Origin of the sequence: Peribacillus sp. NPDC058002, assembly GCF_042886655.1 — a bacterium.
GTDB classification, from domain to species: Bacteria; Bacillota; Bacilli; order Bacillales; family DSM-1321; genus Peribacillus; species Peribacillus aracenensis.
Genome location: NZ_JBHVQU010000078.1, coordinates 1 through 18659, shown reverse-complemented (window position 1 = coordinate 18659; position 18659 = coordinate 1). Strand labels below are relative to the sequence as shown.

Annotated in this window: 16 protein-coding genes and 1 tRNA gene; 6 read left to right on the top strand and 11 right to left on the bottom strand. The window is 38.6% G+C overall.

Annotation, left to right across the window (positions count from 1 at the left end; all coding sequences use genetic code 11):
* Nucleotides 1-204: 204 nt before the first annotated feature.
* Both ACFVSH_RS14750 and ACFVSH_RS14745 read right to left on the bottom strand, forming a co-directional pair.
* A complete protein-coding gene (locus ACFVSH_RS14750; protein WP_387706579.1) occupies nt 205-1167 on the bottom strand; it encodes a polysaccharide deacetylase family protein in 963 nt (320 codons plus the stop codon).
* Between the two features lie 331 nt (nt 1168-1498).
* Nucleotides 1499-3415 carry a gamma-glutamyltransferase gene (locus tag ACFVSH_RS14745; protein WP_387604782.1) on the bottom strand — a complete coding sequence of 639 codons (1917 nt, stop codon included), beginning with the start codon at nt 3413-3415 and terminating at the stop codon, nt 1499-1501.
* Nucleotides 3416-4128: 713 nt separating this feature from the next.
* Here ACFVSH_RS14745 and ACFVSH_RS14740 point away from each other — a divergent pair.
* From ACFVSH_RS14740 to ACFVSH_RS14730, 3 genes are all read left to right on the top strand, one after another.
* Nucleotides 4129-5553 (top strand): glycosyltransferase family 2 protein, encoded by a 1425-nt coding sequence (locus ACFVSH_RS14740; protein ID WP_387604780.1) that lies wholly within the window; start codon nt 4129-4131, stop codon nt 5551-5553.
* Nucleotides 5554-5829: 276 nt separating this feature from the next.
* Nucleotides 5830-6753 carry an LCP family glycopolymer transferase gene (locus tag ACFVSH_RS14735; protein WP_387604778.1) on the top strand — a complete coding sequence of 308 codons (924 nt, stop codon included), beginning with the start codon at nt 5830-5832 and terminating at the stop codon, nt 6751-6753.
* A 278-nt stretch (nt 6754-7031) separates the two neighbouring features.
* The gene (locus ACFVSH_RS14730) at nt 7032-8168 is read left to right on the top strand and encodes a glycosyl hydrolase family 18 protein (protein ID WP_387706577.1); all 1137 of its coding nucleotides are present in this window, start codon (nt 7032-7034) and stop codon (nt 8166-8168) included.
* Nucleotides 8169-8822: 654 nt separating this feature from the next.
* Here the strand turns inward: ACFVSH_RS14730 and groL are convergent.
* Entirely contained in the window at nt 8823-10460 is a 1638-nt protein-coding gene (gene groL / locus ACFVSH_RS14725; RefSeq protein ID WP_053533467.1) for a chaperonin GroEL, read from the bottom strand.
* Between the two features lie 59 nt (nt 10461-10519).
* Nucleotides 10520-10804 carry a co-chaperone GroES gene (gene groES / locus ACFVSH_RS14720; RefSeq protein ID WP_034306337.1) on the bottom strand — a complete coding sequence of 95 codons (285 nt, stop codon included), beginning with the start codon at nt 10802-10804 and terminating at the stop codon, nt 10520-10522.
* Between the two features lie 334 nt (nt 10805-11138).
* Between groES and ACFVSH_RS14715 the strand changes: the two genes are divergently transcribed.
* Both ACFVSH_RS14715 and ACFVSH_RS14710 read left to right on the top strand, forming a co-directional pair.
* Nucleotides 11139-11864: a CPBP family intramembrane glutamic endopeptidase gene (locus ACFVSH_RS14715; protein WP_387706575.1), complete on the top strand. Its 726-nt coding sequence runs from the start codon at nt 11139-11141 to the stop codon at nt 11862-11864.
* Nucleotides 11861-12073, top strand: a complete 213-nt coding sequence (locus tag ACFVSH_RS14710) for a YdiK family protein (RefSeq protein WP_034306342.1) — start codon at nt 11861-11863, stop codon at nt 12071-12073. The genes ACFVSH_RS14715 and ACFVSH_RS14710 overlap by 4 nt, the downstream gene beginning before the upstream one ends.
* 29 nt (nt 12074-12102) lie before the next feature.
* On the opposite strand, the gene ACFVSH_RS14705 is transcribed toward ACFVSH_RS14710, so the two are convergent.
* Nucleotides 12103-12762, bottom strand: coding sequence for a redox-sensing transcriptional repressor Rex (locus tag ACFVSH_RS14705; RefSeq protein WP_387604771.1), 660 nt, complete (start codon nt 12760-12762; stop codon nt 12103-12105).
* A 33-nt stretch (nt 12763-12795) separates the two neighbouring features.
* Nucleotides 12796-13302: a cyclic pyranopterin monophosphate synthase MoaC gene (gene moaC, locus ACFVSH_RS14700; RefSeq protein WP_192207541.1), complete on the bottom strand. Its 507-nt coding sequence runs from the start codon at nt 13300-13302 to the stop codon at nt 12796-12798.
* 133 nt (nt 13303-13435) lie between these two features.
* Here moaC and ACFVSH_RS14695 point away from each other — a divergent pair, with 133 nt between their 5' ends.
* Nucleotides 13436-15355, top strand: coding sequence for an ABC transporter ATP-binding protein (locus tag ACFVSH_RS14695; protein ID WP_387604768.1), 1920 nt, complete (start codon nt 13436-13438; stop codon nt 15353-15355).
* Nucleotides 15356-15636: 281 nt separating this feature from the next.
* Here ACFVSH_RS14695 and tsaD read toward each other — a convergent pair whose 3' ends face one another.
* The 5 genes from tsaD to ACFVSH_RS14670 form a co-directional block, all read right to left on the bottom strand.
* A complete protein-coding gene (gene tsaD, locus ACFVSH_RS14690; protein ID WP_192207539.1) occupies nt 15637-16650 on the bottom strand; it encodes a tRNA (adenosine(37)-N6)-threonylcarbamoyltransferase complex transferase subunit TsaD in 1014 nt (337 codons plus the stop codon).
* On the bottom strand, nt 16647-17099 hold the full coding sequence (gene rimI, locus ACFVSH_RS14685) for a ribosomal protein S18-alanine N-acetyltransferase (RefSeq protein WP_260288950.1): 453 nt from the start codon (nt 17097-17099) through the stop codon (nt 16647-16649). Before rimI ends, tsaD begins: the two co-directional genes overlap by 4 nt.
* A 22-nt stretch (nt 17100-17121) precedes the next feature.
* The gene (tsaB, locus tag ACFVSH_RS14680) at nt 17122-17814 is read right to left on the bottom strand and encodes a tRNA (adenosine(37)-N6)-threonylcarbamoyltransferase complex dimerization subunit type 1 TsaB (protein WP_260288951.1); all 693 of its coding nucleotides are present in this window, start codon (nt 17812-17814) and stop codon (nt 17122-17124) included.
* On the bottom strand, nt 17814-18266 hold the full coding sequence (gene tsaE, locus ACFVSH_RS14675) for a tRNA (adenosine(37)-N6)-threonylcarbamoyltransferase complex ATPase subunit type 1 TsaE (protein ID WP_387604765.1): 453 nt from the start codon (nt 18264-18266) through the stop codon (nt 17814-17816). Before tsaE ends, tsaB begins: the two co-directional genes overlap by 1 nt.
* Nucleotides 18267-18464: 198 nt before the next feature.
* Nucleotides 18465-18538: transfer RNA gene (locus ACFVSH_RS14670), tRNA-Met, on the bottom strand.
* Nucleotides 18539-18659: the final 121 nt, after the last annotated feature.

Sequence of the window (18659 nt, the reverse complement as noted above, 5' to 3'; positions counted from 1 at the left end):
AAAACCAAGAACTCACGAAGGAAATTCATCTCATTTACCTGGAAAGCAAGGGACGCTTTTAGTCCCTCTCTTAAATTATGCCTTTTGAAAAATACTAAAGATTTTCAACACATTATTAGTTTGATTCTGGACCGTGTAAAAAAATCTTTACTCTTTATAAAACAAAAAATAACTACACAAAACAGCACCCCGAATTCTTTATTCCTATTTACCTAAGAGTGTTGGGACGGTAACAAACTCATAGCCCTGTGCACGTAATTCGTCAATGATTTGTGGCAATGCCTTAACAGTTTCAAATTGCCCGGATGCATGATAGTTATGTTGAAGGACGATAACTCCAGGTCTAGTGTCTTGCTTCACTCTTGATAAAATTTCTTCTGCGTACACTCCACTCCAGTCCTTTGTATCAGCCGTCCACATGATCGAACGGTAGCCTTGTTTATTAAGCATTGCTACCTGTCTATCTTCAATTTCTCCATATGGCGGTCGGAATAAATCTGGTTTGAACCCTATAATTTTCTCAATTTCTGCGGTAGTGGACTGTATATTTTTGTTAAATTGTTGGTCCGTAAGCTCAGGTAAATGCGGGTGATCCCAAGTGTGGTTGCCTATAGCATGTCCTTTTTTGTAAATTTGTCTTAATTGTTCTGGATACTTCTTGGCTCTCTCACCTATCACAAAAAAGGTAGCCTTTACACCCTTTTGCTTTAAGATTTCTAAAATTTGCGGTGTATAGATATCTTCTGGACCGTCGTCAAAAGTCAGGGCGATTCTTTTCTTACTAGGGTTTCCCATATAAATCATTTCATTTTTTATTGGAGCATTGATTATTTGTTCAAGGTAAATCCAATTAGGATTTTCAATTGTTGGGTTGGCTTCTAATAACTCAGGTATAGAGACTCCGAGTTTATTAGAAATTTTATAAAGCGTGTCCCCTTCACTAACTATGTACGTGTCAGGAATTTCCAAGTATTGACCTGGTTCAATTACAGTAGATAGCAATTTGTTCAAATTAACAATCTTTTCTACTGATGTTTCATACTTATTGGAAATTTTCGAAAGGTTATCTCCTGATTGAACTATGTAAGTCTCAGCTATTGCAGATTTATCAAACATAGGCAGACAAACTAAGATAAATGCAATTAAAATGGTAGCTATTTTAAGCATGATTTCCCTCCTCCTGAAGTTTTTGAAAATAATTGACACAAAGGAAAATAGAAATTTTCTTCAATGTCATGATTCCCTCCCTAATGTTCAGAATTCACGAAGGAGGATTTTATTAATAAAAGACAATTTATGGGGAGGTCTTGTGAGTTCTGGGTCTTACAGTATTTTTATAAAATGGTTCACATGTTCCATTTGACGTTTACGTTAAAACGAAAAAAACACGGATTTAGCTTAACGCAGAATCCGTGTTGATAATTACTCAATTGCCTTTATTGTTACTTTCAATTCCCCTATTATAAATCATCCATAAAAGTCATTCCTGTTGTCCTTTTTATGGAACATTTATTTTATCGCCTGGATAAATCCACTGGGGATTTTCAATTTTCGGGTTGGCTTGTATTAACTCAGACATCGGAATATCAAGTTTAAGTGACATTTTATAGATTGTGTCTCCTGAAACAACTGTGTATGTTTTACTCGGTCCAGGAATTTTTAATTGTTGACCTGGATAAAGGTCAGTAGACTGCAATTTATTTAGATTTACTATCTTATCCAGCGATGTTTGATACTTATTAGCAACTATCCAAAGGGTATCCCCATTTTGAACTTTATAAGTGTTTTTACCCTTGGCATCCCATGTTCCGCCTCGTCGTGAATCAGCAATTCCATCAATGGTACCTTCTTTTTTGTTCACTTCAAGCGCTTGAATTCCACCGAAGTAGACGGATATATGCATTGGTTGAACCTTATATCCTCGGTTTCTCATGTCAACTTTTACCTCTTCAGGAAAACCATCTTCTACATATAGATATTTACCTTTACCATAAAACCTTTTAGCTCTCACAGCCTCTTCAAATGATTCATCCAGATAAAAATGTCTGGCTAACACTTGTGCCATTACAGACGGAATTCTTGCTCCTCCAGGGCTTCCAATCCCAATAGCTCTTTCTCCATTGATCAAAATTGTCGGAGTGGTAGAACTTCTTGGGCGCTTATTAGGTTCATAACGGTTTGGTGAATCTTTTTTAGTGCTAAATTGATATTCAATGGCATTATTGATAAAGTAACCATCCGTATATTCTCCTGTTCCGAAAAAGTTGCTCAATGTATTAGTTGCAGATATCATCATTCCTTCTTTATCGACAATGACAAAATGTGTTGTATCTGTATGGGAATCATTAACGTTTTCCCCGTCATCCTCTGTTACTGTTGAGATCTTGTGAGGAGAAATATTATCAGCAAGTTTTTGGATATGAGCATCACTGACAAGTTCATCCACATCTATTTTATTGAATGTAGGATCTCCGATTTCTTTTATTCTATCATTCTTTGTGACTCTTGAGATTTCTGTCATTAAATGAGTGAATCGGCCCTCATCACCTTTTGTTTCGGCTATATTCATTTTTTCAGCAAGTTTTAACGACTGAACAAAAGGTACTCCTGTAAGAGGAGGACTGGCAGAATAAACGGTCCATTCATTCAGTTTTCCTTTCACAGGTTCTGGTTTCTGAATTTCATAGTCTTCCAAATCTTTCTTATCCATGTATGGAACAGCTTTTATAAAACTCTCACTTATTTCACCTTTATAAAAAGCGTTTGGACCGTTTTCCTTGATTTTAGTTAGAGTTTTCGCCAACTCCTTTTGTTTTAACGTTTCCCCCGGTTTTATGGGATTCATATCAGGATAGAAGTGCGGCAAGTCCTTTACCGGCAACCTCTGACTGGCGCCTGTAAGACGTTCCGATAATAGTTTGTCGACTTCAACTCCTTTCTCTGCGAAGTCGATTGCAGGTGAAATCAGTTCATCAAATGGTTTTGACCCATAATCTCTATGTATCATATCCATCCCTTTAACGAAACCGGGGACACCTGATTTTTTACTACCCAGTTTCTCATCAGATGTGGCTTGTACTCGATAATCATAAACAACAGGTTTATTTGTCTTCGGCGGTATAAGTAGCATTTGACCACCGCCGCCAATCCCTGACCCAAATGGCTCAACAACAGAAAGCACGTAGGAAACAGCAATGGCAGCATCAGCGGCATTCCCTCCATTTTCAAGCACTTTCATCCCCACTTCGACTGCGCGGGGATTAGAGGCACTCACACCATAACCTTCTTGTGAACCCATGAGATCAGTAACTGAAGGTGTACTATCTTGTTCACTGGATACCGAATTGGCGTGTACCACTCCCCCCGAAATAATAAGATTTAATAAAAGACATAATGCTAATAATTTCTTTAACAAAGTTCCGTTCCCCACCTCACTAAATTTTCATAGAAATTCATATTATCAGAGAATGAAGGAAGGAAAACTGATTTTATCAGAATGTAATATCTCTGTTGCATTCTGTAAAAAAGTAAAATAATGATAAAAAAAGTTAAAAAACGGATAACGGTAAATCTCTTACACCGTTAGGAAAGAATCATAAAAAATTGAACATCACGATTATCCTTTATCTATTCCCCCATTTACTAGCATAAAGGTCTGTAAATCAATGGAATTATAAAAATCAGGGGATAGGATATGAATTTCGTCATTACTTTGTATATGAGTGGACATTAAATGGTTGTTTTAATTGTAGTAATTTCCACTAATTTCAGTTGCTATTGTTGATTTTATTCTACAACTAGATAAGTGAAGAACGAGAGTTTTTGATAGAATTGAAAATTTCATTTGTATTTCAAAGAAAACATATTTTTCAGGTATTTAGATCCAGATTATAAGCCTATTTAATATCTATTAAAGCTTATTTCGGATTGTAATTTGACTACTACACAAACCTCGCATTACTTAATAGTATAAAATCTTCATCATTATCCGTTTTTATACATATTTAATTTTTATTATTTTACAATTATAACAACAGAATTACCTATATTAATTTTTCCCTGAATTTCCATAGAAATAATTTCTATTTCCTTATTTTCTGATAATATAACATGTCAGAAAGGTGATGAATGATTATTGATATTATAACTTCGGATATTATACCTTCGATTGTGTTTTGGGATGATATTCTCGTATTTTTGTTCTTTTTAGGCAATGCTTTCCCTGTGCTTCATTTACTCCATTGTTTGCCTTGGTTTCGGGAAAAAAGCGAAGACGTTAATCGTAATGTAGAAATAGAAAAAGAAAAAGGGGTTAGTATAATAGTCCCTTGTTACAATGAACAGGGAATTATTGAAACTTCGATTAACAGTATGAAATCATTATCTTATTCACAGTTTGAGGTCATTTATATCAATGACGGATCAACGGATGAAACACTTTCTTTATTGAATAAGTTTCTAAAATTAACACCCTGTTCTAGATCTACACTCAGAAAGCTGTCCCATAAAAAAGTAAAAAATGTTTTTCAATCCAAGCTTTACCCTCATATATACGTTTTAGATAAACCGAATGGTGGAAAAGCAGATGCCTTAAATGCAGGCATTGAATATTCGAGTCAAAGTTTAGTTATCACATTAGATGCAGACACCATCTTGACAGATCAGGCCTTATCAGTGATTAACAAAACCTTTGAAGATAAGGACGTCGTTGCTGCAGGAGGGGTCGTGCACGTTCTACAAACAAAAACATCTAAACCTTTGAGCTATTTGTCTTTAGTTCATGCAAACATGCTAGTACGTCTCCAAACATTGGATTTTCTAAAAGCTTTCTATGTTACAAAATTATCACTTGCACGTTTTCAAGCTTTAGCCGTCATATCAGGAGCATTTGGTATTTTTACGAAACAAACACTTATTAATGTAGGAGGTTATCGTTCAACTATAGGAGAAGACATTGATATAACACTACGCATCCATAAGTACATATCCAAACAAAAAAATAAGAAGATTGCTCTAATTTCAGATGCTGTTGCTTATACAGAATTACCTGAAAACTGGAAGGACTTTTTTAAACAACGCGTACGCTGGCAAAAGGCATTTATAGACTGTGTCATCCATTTCCGTTCTTTTATTTGTAAAACCTTATTTACTAAAGCCGTCTCGTTTTTCTATATATTTGAATCTTTTATAGGTAGAACCATTACTGCTTATATTATGACGAGTTTATTTGTGGTAAATAGTATCTTTAATCCATTTTCTTCCGGTATTTTACATATACTTACCATTTTACTTTACATTTTATTATTTCATTTTATGTATAATTTGGTGGCAATTGGAGTGAGTAGGTATTACGGATTTAGATTTCAAAAGAAAGATATATATCGCTTATTCTTTACTATTCTCCTAGATATTTTTATTTATCGCTTTATCATTATGTACCTTGTAATGTATGGAAGTATTGCTTATTTCTTCAACAAGGACTGGAATAAAGTAAATCGAACAGGACGAGACTATCAAACTGATTCTAAAACAGATTCTAAATCTGTAGCATAGTCCAATAATTAAGAGAGTATGTATTTTTCAGAACAAAGCACAAGTGCCCGTTTAGCGACGTATGGACTGGACCACTCCGAATGAGATAAAGGAAACACGAAGAGCGTAAGCGATTCGATGTTAACTTATCGCAGTGAGGGGGAAGTTCATTAGTCGCTGGGACGCTTACGCTGGATGTCGAAGCGCTTATCCACAGTTCAAAAATTTATAATTTCTTATTTTTAAATACAAACAAATAATCTATAATCCATTAGATTTATTAAAGTGAGGTATACAATGCGCACCGGAAAGAGAAAAAAAATATTACTTATTATATTAACCACAATTGTTATTTTAATTTTAGGGACAGGCAGTTACACATATTACTTATGGTCCATAGTAACGTCAACTGTAGCAAGTATTCAAGTAAAATACGAATCTAAAGAACGACTAGAAAAGATTAACATTAAAGAAGGAGATCCCATTTCAGTTTTACTAATGGGAATTGATGATCCCGCAGGTCGAGAACTACACGGACGGTCTGATGCATTAATCTTATTAACGATTAATCCCCATAATCAATCCATGCACGTGGTAAGCATTCCTCGTGATACGTATACTAAGATAATTGGGAAAGGAACAAAAGATAAGATTAACCACTCTCATGCATTGGGTGGTGATGGAATGGCCATACGTACCGTAGAAAAGTTCTTAGATATTCCTGTTGATTATTTTATAAAGGGTGATATGAAAAGCTTTGTAGATATTGTTGATGCAGTAGGAGGAGTGAAAGTAGATAATGATTTAGATTTTACTATTTATGGTGTTCATTATCCGACAGGCACGATCAATTTGAACGGTAAAGAAGCCCTAGGTTACTCTCGAATGAGAAAAGACGATCCACGGGGGGACTTTGGTCGACAACTTCGACAACGTCAAGTAATCGAAGCTGTGATTAATAAGGGATCCCACATATCCTCTATTACGAAATTTGATGATATATTTAAAGTTGTTGAAAACAACGTGAAAACAAACTTGACTTTCAATGATATGTGGGCCATTCAATCCAATTATAAAGAGTCCCTTCAAAACATAGTACAGCACCAAATTGATGGAAAAGATTCGGAAATAAATAAAATCTACTATTTTATACCAGATAAAGAAAAGCTCGATGAAATTTCCAATGAATTGAAAAAACACCTTGAGATTGACAAGCAATAACTTTCTATCTATCGGTCTATGCCTATTGATTTCATGCTTAAAGGTTCCGATGCAAAAGAATTACTTTATCATAAATGGACATTTTGATAGTCGATCACAAGTTTTATTTGGACTAAACAGTTTAAGAAAGATTTATAACTACAATAAGCAACCTTTTTAACTCTAATTAGAGTAATAAGGTTGCTTACACTATTTCCACCACATTACTTCCCATTCCCATTCCCATTTCTTTTTGATACTATTTCTAAAGACGGTTTTCTATGAAAAGAGGTTGTTGAATGAAGAAACACTACCTCCTTCTAACAATAGTAGCATTGCTCATTTTTATAGGAGGGTTTTTTTTAGAATCTATATTTACAAGTAACAATACAGAAAAAGGTCAGACACAAACACAAAGCCAACTCATAATAGGAGAAGCGCCAAAATCAGAACAACATATAGAACCTGTCGATTCAAAAGTATTAATAGGATATATTCAGGATTTTAGAGATCCCGCGTCGATCGATTATACGAAGTTAACACATATTATTTTTTCATTTGTCCATCCTGAAAAAGATGGAAGTCTCTTATTGAATGGTGGGAAGGCCTTATCAAATCTCCGCAAAATGGTTCAAAATGCACACCAAGAAGATACAAAGGTGATGATTGCTGTAGGTGGCATGCGCCACTTGAAAGGCGGAGAATCATATGACTATTTTAAAACTGCCATAGCAAATCCCACTTCTCGTACAAAGCTTATTGACGAACTAATTGAACTAACGAATGAAGAGAATCTTGATGGGATTGATATTGATTTTGAGCACCCCCGTTCAAAAGAGGACGCACATTATCTAGCTGTTTTTACAAAAACATTGGGAGAAAAGTTACACTTAAATGACAAGGAGTTATCGATAGCCGTATATTCAATGATTCATAGTGTGACAGGGACAGAAGTTCAATCAGTTGTTTATGATCCATCCATGTTTTATTATGTTGACCACGTTAATATCATGGCATATGACGGTCAATGGGACGGGAAATATAATGCTGCAAATTTATCACCGTATCCATTCACTAAGAATATCGTAAGCTATTGGTCTAATTTATTTGACAAACTTGGAATTTCGAAGAAAAAGTTAGTATTAGGAGTTCCTCTTTTTGCACAACCAGAAGACTTAACGAAAATGCATTTATCTTATAATGCTATCATTAATCATGATCCTACAAATGCTGAAAGAGACAAAGTTAACTTGAACGGGACGACCTATCATTATAATGGAGAAACGACAATGATAAAGAAAACCAAACTTGCTCTTGCTAACGAATTTGGTGGTATGATGCTATGGGAGCTGGGGCATGATGCTGAAGGGACGCGTAGTGTAACAAGCGCTATTTTTGACGTTCTGATTAAAAGACAGGAAGATGAGAATCAATAGCGCCCGCCCGTCTAACTGGAGGCGGGCACTATTGATGTATTATCGTTTATTCTGTTAACCACTCGTTTTCACTCTTGATTTTAATAGGTTTTTTAGTAGTTGTTTTCGAGGATTTACGTTGAGAGCTTATGGGCGGCATGATGTAGCTTGGTGCCTAAACCCATTAATATCAAGGTTTAAAACCGTTGTTTTCGTACGAGGGGCAACATTGGGGTAACATTTTCTGAATTAGAGGTTTTCCATTAATTTTCGAAATTTAATGGAAGCCTCTTTTTTCATGTCTTTTGTGTAGAAGACAGACGATCAGCGAGCAATTTTTTACCCGATTATACTATTACAGAACAAGAACTAAACGGTATTTTTGATTAGTAAAATTAGGGCTTTCAGCATTTAATTTACAACATACAAATTATATAGCTGTATTAGATGCTGAAACTAAAAAGAGGTTACAGCAGGCAGCTAACGGGCAGTATAAAGTATTAATTTCTTCTGCTATCATCATCGTCTGGGGGATAAAAAGGCCTCCCATCAGTTCAGTAAACTAATGGAAGACCTTCAACTTTAAAAGATATTTACATGTTAGGTGAGCAAATAGGTGAGCATTTATTTCTAAATACTCTTTAAACCCCTATATCAAAGGGATTTAAACCCTTATTACATCATGCCGCCCATGCCGCCCATGCCGCCCATATCAGGCATGCCCATTCCGCCAGCGCCTGCAGGTTCTGGTTTGTCAGCAACTACAGCTTCTGTAGTTAAGAACATAGCTGCTACAGAACCAGCGTTTTGTAGAGCAGAGCGAGTTACTTTAGTAGGATCGACGATACCGGATTCGATCATGTTCACCCATTGTCCAGTAGCTGCATTGAAGCCAGTGCCTACTGCTTCGCCTTTAAGGCGCTCTACGATTACAGAGCCTTCAAGACCGGCATTGTGAGCGATTTGACGAACAGGCTCTTCGATTGCACGAAGAACGATTTTCACTCCTGTTGCTACGTCGCCTTCCGCTTGAATTTCAGCGATTTTATTGTATACGTTAAGAAGTGCTGTACCACCACCGGCTACGATACCTTCTTCAACAGCAGCACGAGTGGAGTTCAATGCATCTTCAATACGAAGTTTACGTTCTTTCAATTCTGTTTCGGTAGCTGCACCAACTTTGATTACCGCTACGCCACCAGCTAATTTAGCAAGGCGTTCTTGTAATTTTTCACGGTCGAATTCAGAAGTCGTTTCTTCTAATTGGACACGGATTTGGTTTACACGAGCTTGAATTTGAGCTGTGTCTCCAGAACCTTCAACGATTGTTGTATTTTCTTTTGTAACAACCACTTTAGACGCACGGCCTAATGAATCGATTGTTGCGGATTTAAGATCAAGTCCGATTTCTTCAGTGATCACTTCGCCGCCTGTAAGAGCCGCGATGTCTTCAAGCATTGCTTTACGACGGTCACCGAATCCAGGGGCCTTAACCGCAACAGCGTTGAATGTTCCACGAAGTTTGTTCACAACTAGAGTTGCAAGCGCTTCGCCTTCTACATCTTCAGCAATCAATAATAGCGGTTTCCCTTGTTGAACAACTTGTTCAAGGACAGGAAGGATTTCTTGGATATTCGTGATTTTTTTATCTGTGATCAAGATATATGGATTCTCAAGGACAGCTTCCATTTTATCTGAATCAGTAACCATGTATGGAGATGCATATCCGCGATCGAACTGCATACCTTCTACTACGTCCAATTCAGTTGTGAAACCTTTAGACTCTTCGATTGTGATGACGCCGTCGTTACCAACGCGCTCCATTGCTTCTGCAATCAGTTGGCCCACTTCTTCATCAGCTGAAGAGATGGCAGCAACTTGTGCGATTGATTCTTTGTTTTCAACAGGTTTGGAAATGGCTTTCAATTCTGCAATTGCTGAATTGACCGCTTTCTCGATTCCTTTACGGATACCCATTGGGTTAGCACCAGCTGTTACGTTTTTAAGACCTTCACGGATCATCGCTTGTGCAAGAACTGTTGCAGTAGTAGTACCGTCACCAGCTACGTCGTTTGTTTTGCTTGCTACTTCAGCAACCAATTTCGCACCCATGTTTTCGAATGCATCTTCCAATTCGATTTCTTTAGCGATCGTCACACCGTCATTTGTGATAAGCGGTGAACCGAATTTTTTCTCAAGAACCACGTTACGACCTTTTGGTCCAAGCGTTACTTTAACTGCATCTGCAAGTGCGTCCACACCACGAAGCATGGAGCGACGAGCTTCTTCACTAAATTTAATTTCTTTAGCCATTTATAAGTACCTCCCTAAAATTTTAAGAAAATTTTCGTTCAGTTAAGTATGATGTATAATTAGCCGATTACAGCTAGAATGTCGCTTTCACGTAAAATTAAGTATTCAGTGTCTTCGTATTTAACTTCAGTACCTGCATATTTCGAGAAGATAATTAGATCGCCTTGGGCAACCTCTAAAGCAACACGTTCGCCATTTTCAAGGACACGGCCAGTACCAACTGCTACTACCTTACCTTCTTGTGGCTTTTCTTTAGCAGTATCAGGAAGAACAATACCGCTTGCAGTTTTTTCTTCAGTTTGAACTAGTTCAATAATAACGCGATCACCTAATGGTTTTAACAAGTGAAACAACCTCCTCATATTCTCTTGATAATTTGTTTCATGATTATTAGCACTCTTCATCATCGAGTGCTAACACATTTATAATATTAAATAAACCGAGCCTTTTTTGCAAGTATCTTATTGAAAATTTTTTATTAATTTCTGATAAATTAAGGGTAAACTACTTTAACATAATGATTTCCTTAACAATGTAATTGAAATGTTATGTTAGGGGTACCTTTAAGTGGTGTTCTGCCTCAATATTTGATACCATTTTGGAGTATGCGTTTATAGATTGTCCCCATATCAGGAACGTTCCGAACGGGATGGGTGACTATAAAAGGAGTTTTCATTTTTGAAAAAAGAATATTGGTTCGTCATCATCACTTATATTGGCATGCAATTATCCAGTATTGTTGGGGTACCCATTTTCATGCTTATCGGATCTTCTACCGGAATGCCGGCCGATGAACTCGAAGTGAAGTCTGCAGCATATTGGATAGTTTTCAGTTTTCTCGCTGCTTTATTCTTGATTCTTTTTTTAATGAAAAAAGATATGAGGGAACAGTTGGGCACGAGAAATCAAACTACCGTCCCGATGTCCATATTATGGGCAGTTGCAGGAGTGTTCATGGCTCTTTTTGCACAAAGCATTGCCGGCAGCATTGAACAAATCCTTGGGGTGAAGTCTGAATCTGAAAATACGCAGCAACTTATTTCACTCATTTACAAAGTCCCCATGGTCATTTTCGTCACTTCAGTAATTGGACCTATATTGGAAGAATTAATTTTCCGGAAAATCATTTTCGGGTCTCTTCATAAACGCTTTAACTTCTTTATTTCAGCTTTAATCAGCTCAGTTATTTTCGGCTTGGCGCATGGTGAATTTGAACATCTTCTATTATATACGGCAATGGGCTTCACCTTTGCTTTCCTTTATGCGAAAACAGGTCGCATTCTCGTTTCCATGAGCGCTCATATTGCGATGAATACGCTTGTTATCATCCTTCAAGTGGTATATCGGGAGGATATTGAGAAGATGCTAGATACTGCACAGGCCTTCATCGGAGGTTTATTATGAAACGTCAATCACCATTATTTATGGGCATCATCTATGCTGGCTTAGGAGCTCTTTTTACCGCTATCGCGATTCAAACCGTCAATTCTTCCGGATGGGGACTCTTTGCCTACATACTTGTCCTTATTGCAACTCTTGATTTTGGATCGGGATTACGCATGATCATGCTGCACTTTAAGATTAAAGCTGCACAAAAAAATAAGAAAAAATAAAAAAACGCTGCAATGATGCAGCGTTTTTTTCATTCCTCCAATGCGGCTTCTTCCATTACAGGATAATGTTTCAGGAAGTAGATGAGCGACTGAAGCTCCACGGCCAGGTCAATGTGGTGAACCCTTATGGATGGAGGCACAGTCAGCCGTGCAGGTGTGAAATTCAATATTCCTTTTATATCAGCTTTGACTAGACGATCGGTTATCGTCTGGGCTACCTGTGCTGGCACTGTCAATATAGCCGCAGTAATATTATTTTCCTGCAATAATGTATCGATTTGATCCATATGATAGATGGGCACATCAGCTATTCGCTTGCCGACCTTTTCTTCAGAAACCTCGAAAGCCATTTCAATTTTTGTATTATTATTTTTCATGAAATTGTAATTTAAAAAAGCGGTTCCTAAATTTCCTACCCCGATTAAAGCGACTTTGGTCAATTCGTCTTGATCTAGTGTTTTTCTAAAGAAGGATAATAAGTAATTGACATTGTAGCCGTAGCCTTTTTTCCCAAGCGCGCCAAAGTAGGAAAAATCACGGCGAATTGTGGCAGAATCCACTTTTACAGCTTCACTTAACTCTGCCGAGGAAACTCTTTGTTTGCCTGAGGAATGTAAGTTCTTTAAAAATCGATAATACAATGGCAACCTTTTGGCTGTCGCCTGCGGTATCTTTGGGTCATGGTTCATTGTTCTTCCCCGCTTTCACACATGCTTGTCAACTTAATCTCTATCTGTTTGCTTTACTTGCCTTTTATAATCGCTACTGGACACTCCGCCTGTTTTCTCCACTAAGAATGTAGGCCCGATCACCATTCCCTTATCAATGGCCTTACACATGTCATAAACAGTCAAGGCAGTCACGGATGCAGCTGTTAACGCTTCCATTTCCACACCTGTACTCCCTTTTGTCTTAGCTTCCGTTTCAATCGTAAGCCTATATCCTTGTTCTTCTTTTTCCCAATCAAAGGCTATATTGACCCCTTGCAGAGCAATGGGATGGCACATTGGAATTATATTGGATGTATTCTTGCTGGCCATTATTCCTGCAACTTGCGCAACAGCCAGTACATCACCTTTTTTCATTTTATGGTTCGTGACCAATTCATATATTTCATCATTCAATAAAATGCTCGATTGAGCTACTGCCGTCCGGGTTGTTTCAGGCTTAGCACTCACATCGACCATTTTGGCCCTGCCCTGTTCATTAAAATGCGTTAAGTCTCCCATTTAAGTAACCCCTCCTAAATCATACACTATTATTCCACTTTATGTAACAGCTTTTGTTTAAGCTTGGAACCAAGCTGTTGCCGATATTAACTAAAATACGTTACACTAACAATAATCAATTGAGGTGAAATCTATGATTTTATTACAAATCAATCAACTATCGAAATATTATGGAGCTGAACTTATTTTATCAAATATGAAGCTCGAAGTTCAAAATAAAGATCGAATTGCACTAGTCGGCCGAAATGGCGCCGGTAAATCAACTCTGCTTAAAATCATAGCCGGGCAGCTTTCCCATGATGGCGGTGAGATAATCAAACCAAAAGGCGTCACCATCGGCTATATGGCCCAGGATACGGGATTGGAATCCGAACTGACCATTTGGGATGAGATGCTGACTGTATTCACCGACCTTATAGAGCAAGAAAAGGACCTGCGTCGCCTTGAGGCTGATATGGCCAGACCTGACATCTTTGAAAACGAAACAATTTACCAAAAAGTGCTGAATGAATACGACACTTTGATGGTGGCATTCAAAGAGAAGGGCGGCTATCAATATGAGGCGGATATCCGTTCCGTATTGCATGGACTTCAGTTTGCTGACTTTGACTATTCTACCCCCATTTCCACTTTAAGCGGCGGACAAAAAACAAGGCTTGCATTAGGGAAACTGCTTTTAAGGAAACCGGACATATTGATTCTGGATGAGCCGACGAACCATCTGGATATCGAAACCCTCTCTTGGCTTGAACAATATTTACAAAGCTACCAGGGAGCTGTCCTTATTGTTTCACATGACCGTTATTTTTTAGATAAAGTAGTAAACCTCGTATATGAGATTTCCCGGAATAACATGAAAAAATACCATGGTAATTATAGTTCTTACCTAGAGGGAAAAGCGGAAGATTATGAGCGGGACATGAAACTGTTCGAGAAGCAACAAGGGGAAATTGAAAAGCTTCGCGACTTTGTCCAACGTAATATCACCAGGGCTTCCACCACGAAAAGAGCACAAAGCAGACGCAAACAGCTCGAAAAGATGGATGTTATGGACAAGCCGCAAGGTGATGAAAAATCCGCGAATTTTTCTTTCCAGATTGAAAAGCAAAGCGGAAATGAAGTACTTCAACTTCAGGACTTGGCTATTGGATACGAAGGGGAAACGGTATCAAAGAATATAAATTCCCGGATGACTAAAGGGGAAAGCATAGCACTTGTTGGCCCAAATGGAGTTGGAAAATCAACTTTATTGAAAACGATCATTTCTAAGCTGCCTGCACTTTCTGGTGGTTTCCGTTTTGGAACGAACGTAGAAGTCAGCTACTACGATCAAGAACAGGCTAACCTTGTTTCCAATAAACGCGTACTCAATGAATTATGGGACGACTATCCCCTTAAACCGGAAAAGGACATTCGCACAGTACTCGGTAATTTTCTATTTAGCGGGGACGATGTTTTGAAAACCGTTTCCACACTAAGCGGGGGCGAAAAGGCACGGCTTGCCCTTGCCAAAATGATGATGCAAAAAGGGAATTTTTTAATTCTTGATGAACCAACGAACCATTTGGACCTCGATAGTAAATTGGTGCTTGAAAACGCCTTGATCGATTATCCGGGAACTATTCTTTTCGTTTCACATGACCGTTATTTCATAAATCGGATAGCAACGAAAGTGATAGAGCTCTCCAAAGTCGGCAACGAAGAATTCCTCGGTGATTATGATTACTATCTAGAGAAGAAACAGGAGCAGGCGGAAATCCAAGCACTTGAAGAGCAGGAACAGGCTAAAACTTTAGATGCAACTGTAGAAAAAACAAATTACAAAATTGATAAAGAAGCAAAAAAAGCTGAACGCCAGCGAAAGCGGCGCATTGAGGAAATCGAGGCAGCCATGGAGCTTCTTGAGATCGAAATAAACGAATATAATGATCTCCTTTGTGATCCAGGTGTTTTTCAGGACCATGAAAAAGTAATGGAGGTCCAAACAAAGCTTGATAATGCCCAGGAAAGTTTGGACCAGCTTCTTGAAGAATGGACTGAACTGGAGGAATGACAAAAGACCGAGTTAATTGACTCGGTCTTTTTCTTCTCCAATTAAAACGTTGCTTGAAAGTTATCCACAAAATTGTTAACAAACCACTTACCGCTCACTAGCCATTAATTTGGGTTATGCACATTATCCACAGAAACATATCCACTTATCCACAAAAACCCCACTTTATACACATGCAGTATGATCATCTAAAAAAATTTATCCACAGAATATTCTATTTTTTTTATAAACACGATAAAAAAGACAGGATGCCTAAGTGAGGGATCCTGTCTTCTCGTCAATTAAAATGCTTCAATGTCCAATCCAGGATTTCCGTTCAAATCCAAACCTGATCGTTTTCCCTTTTCAAACATGACACTGCCAGCAGCACCGATCATGGCGGCATTGTCCGTGCAAAGATATAGGGGCGGAATGGATATATCCATAGGTAAATCCTTAAAAGCTTCCGTTAATGCTTCCCTAAGGCCTTTATTTGCTGCAACTCCTCCAGCAAGCAATACCTGCTTCACATTATATTCCTTTGCAGCCTTTACAGCTTTCATAACAAGCACTTCTATCACGCTAGCTTGGAAACTTGCGGCTAAATCTTTAGGTTCAATTTTTTCCCCGCGCTGTTCGGCGTTATGCAAAGTGTTGATTACCGCTGATTTCAGCCCGCTGAAAGAAAAGTCATAGCTGCCATCCAACCATGCCCGAGGCAGTTTCAAAGTTGGTGAACCTTCTTGTGCCAGCCTATCGATATGAGGGCCTCCAGGATAAGGGAGCCCCAAGGTTCGGGCCACTTTATCATACGCCTCACCTGCTGCATCATCCCGCGTTTCCCCTATCACCTTGAAAGTACCCGGTTTTTCTAAAAGGACCAATTCCGTATGGCCTCCCGAAACGACTAAAGAAAGCGCAGGATATTCGATTTCCTGAATAAGACGATTTGCATAGATATGACCCGCGATATGATGCGTTCCGACAATCGGTATTCCATGCGCGAAAGCTACAGCCTTCGCCGCATTCACGCCTATTAATAGTGCCCCTACCAGTCCGGGGCCTTCTGTAACGGCAATGGCATCCAAGTCTTCATATGTCACACCGGCTTGCACCAATGCTTCTTCGAGAACGATCGTAATTTGTTCTACATGATGACGGGAAGCTATTTCCGGGACGACACCGCCAAAACGTTTATGGCTTTCGATTTGTGAAGCCACGACATTACTCAGTATCTCCGTTCCATTTTTTATGACAGCTGCCGCAGTTTCATCGCAGCTCGTTTCAATTCCTAATATAAATTGATCTTTTTTCATGAAAAATTCACCCACATAACATAAGCATCTTCTTGATTGTCCGTATAATAATTTTTTCGGATTCCACCCTTTTGGAAACCAAGTTTTTCATAAAGCGAAATGGCTATTGCATTACTGACCCGTACCTCAAGCGTCATCCTGACCACACCCATCGAAATGGAGATTTCAATCATCTTCCTGAGCAAAGCTTCCCCAAGCTTTTGCCCTCGGTATTCTGGCAATATAGCTATATTGGTAATGTGCGATTCATCAATGACGATCCATGCACCGCAATAACCGGCAATTTTCCCTTCATCTTCTATCACCATGTATACAGCATATTGATTATGATTCAGTTCATTAAAGAAAGCTTCCCGGCTCCAAGGCAAAGTGAAGGACTGCTTTTCCACAATTAGCACTTGGTCGATATCTTCCGTATTCATCTTTCGGAACGTCAATGTTTTACTCATAATAATCGGTCGCTTTCCTTGTTTATTTCCCCTGCTGTTCAAGCCACTTAGCTTCTGCTTCAGCCATGCGGATATAATTCGGTACAAACTGGTGAACATCGACTTCAGTCTTATCAAGACCAAGGAAGGCCAGTTCGCTTGGTCTTGAGTTATATGACTGTACCGGAGCGAATACAGCTAATTCACCTAATGCTTCCGTAATTGCATCCCGGTGGATGTCCACATCTTGACCAACGAATAAAACGGGACGATTTAATTCCTTCAATTGATTCGCCCACTCAGAGGATAAAATATTACAATCTTCAATGACTGTCTTTAAAGAGTTATTTTCCATTTCATATAATCCAGTATAAATCTGCCCTCTTCTTGCATCGAACAACGGAGAGATCAACCCGTTAAAATAACGTCCATTAGCTGCTAAAACCTCTAAGCTGGAAACACCCGATAAAGGAATCTGAAGTGTCCAGGCCAAGCTTTTTGCAATCGTCACTCCAATCCTGACGCCTGTATAGGATCCTGGGCCTTGAGCGACCACTATCTTAGTCAAATCCTTCGGTTTAGTATCACAATCCCTCAGCAGTGTTTCAATTGCTGGCATAACCCGCACCGAATGATTTTTCTTTAGGTTCGTCGTATACTCACCAATTACTTGACTCCCGTTTACCAGGGAAACCCCTAATGTGAAATTCGATGTATCTATAGCTAAAACCTTCATCAAATAATCTCCTTACATAACTTTACATATCGTTCGCCTTTGGCTTCCAGAACAAAACGCCGGCTTGTATCGCTCAGGCGATAAATATAAATGGTCAAGATTTCCTCCGGAAGGTGATCCTTTATTAAATGGGCCCATTCAACGACAGTCACACCATCACCATCAAAATATTCTTCAAAGCCTAAATCTTCTTCCGATTCACTTACCCGATATACATCCATATGATATAAAGGCAATCGTCCCATGTATTCCTTTATTATCGTAAAGGTAGGACTATTCACCATTCTGGTAACACCTAATCCTTTAGCCAATCCTTTTGTGAATGCCGTCTTCCCTGCACCCAAATCACCTTCTAAAGCCAGCACATCGCCGCTTGAAAGCTTTTGTGCCAATTCCTGCGCAAATCGCGCTGTTTCTTCCTCATTCTGAGAAATCCATTCAACCTGTTGCATATATCAATCACCTTTATCATTATTAGGAAAACGTCCTAAAGTTCATGTCGAGAACCATAAACGCAATATTATGGAACAAAAACCATTCTATATGTAGTTTACCTTGTTTCAAAAGAAGAAACAAATAAGTTAAGGACATAATTGTTTGAATTTCGGATAAAACAAAAAAACGAAACCTGGGTTTCGTTTTTTTCATGATTGCGGGGACAGGATTTGAACCTGCGACCTTCGGGTTATGAGCCCGACGAGCTACCGGACTGCTCCACCCCGCGACGGTATAAATGCTTCTTTTATAAAAATAGTATTCCCGATTACTCAAAAAGAATACAAAGATTATAGCTTGGCGACGTCCTACTCTCACAGGGGGAAACCCCCAACTACCATCGGCGCTGA

Bases quoted from the DNA above. Each gene is read 5' to 3' on its own strand.
- ACFVSH_RS14705 (WP_387604771.1), bottom strand. From the start codon at position 12,762: ATGAACCATGACCCAAAGATACCGCAGGCGACAGCCAAAAGGTTGCCA.
- ACFVSH_RS14695 (WP_387604768.1), top strand. From the start codon at position 13,436: ATGATTTTATTACAAATCAATCAACTATCGAAATATTATGGAGCTGAA.
- tsaB (WP_260288951.1), bottom strand. From the start codon at position 17,814: ATGAAGGTTTTAGCTATAGATACATCGAATTTCACATTAGGGGTTTCC.
- rimI (WP_260288950.1), bottom strand. From the start codon at position 17,099: ATGAGTAAAACATTGACGTTCCGAAAGATGAATACGGAAGATATCGAC.
- tsaD (WP_192207539.1), bottom strand. From the start codon at position 16,650: ATGAAAAAAGATCAATTTATATTAGGAATTGAAACGAGCTGCGATGAA.
- ACFVSH_RS14730 (WP_387706577.1), top strand. From the start codon at position 7,032: ATGAAGAAACACTACCTCCTTCTAACAATAGTAGCATTGCTCATTTTT.
- ACFVSH_RS14735 (WP_387604778.1), top strand. From the start codon at position 5,830: ATGCGCACCGGAAAGAGAAAAAAAATATTACTTATTATATTAACCACA.
- moaC (WP_192207541.1), bottom strand. From the start codon at position 13,302: ATGGGAGACTTAACGCATTTTAATGAACAGGGCAGGGCCAAAATGGTC.
- tsaE (WP_387604765.1), bottom strand. From the start codon at position 18,266: ATGCAACAGGTTGAATGGATTTCTCAGAATGAGGAAGAAACAGCGCGA.
- ACFVSH_RS14710 (WP_034306342.1), top strand. From the start codon at position 11,861: ATGAAACGTCAATCACCATTATTTATGGGCATCATCTATGCTGGCTTA.
- ACFVSH_RS14740 (WP_387604780.1), top strand. From the start codon at position 4,129: ATGATTATTGATATTATAACTTCGGATATTATACCTTCGATTGTGTTT.
- groL (WP_053533467.1), bottom strand. From the start codon at position 10,460: ATGGCTAAAGAAATTAAATTTAGTGAAGAAGCTCGTCGCTCCATGCTT.
- ACFVSH_RS14750 (WP_387706579.1), bottom strand. From the start codon at position 1,167: ATGCTTAAAATAGCTACCATTTTAATTGCATTTATCTTAGTTTGTCTG.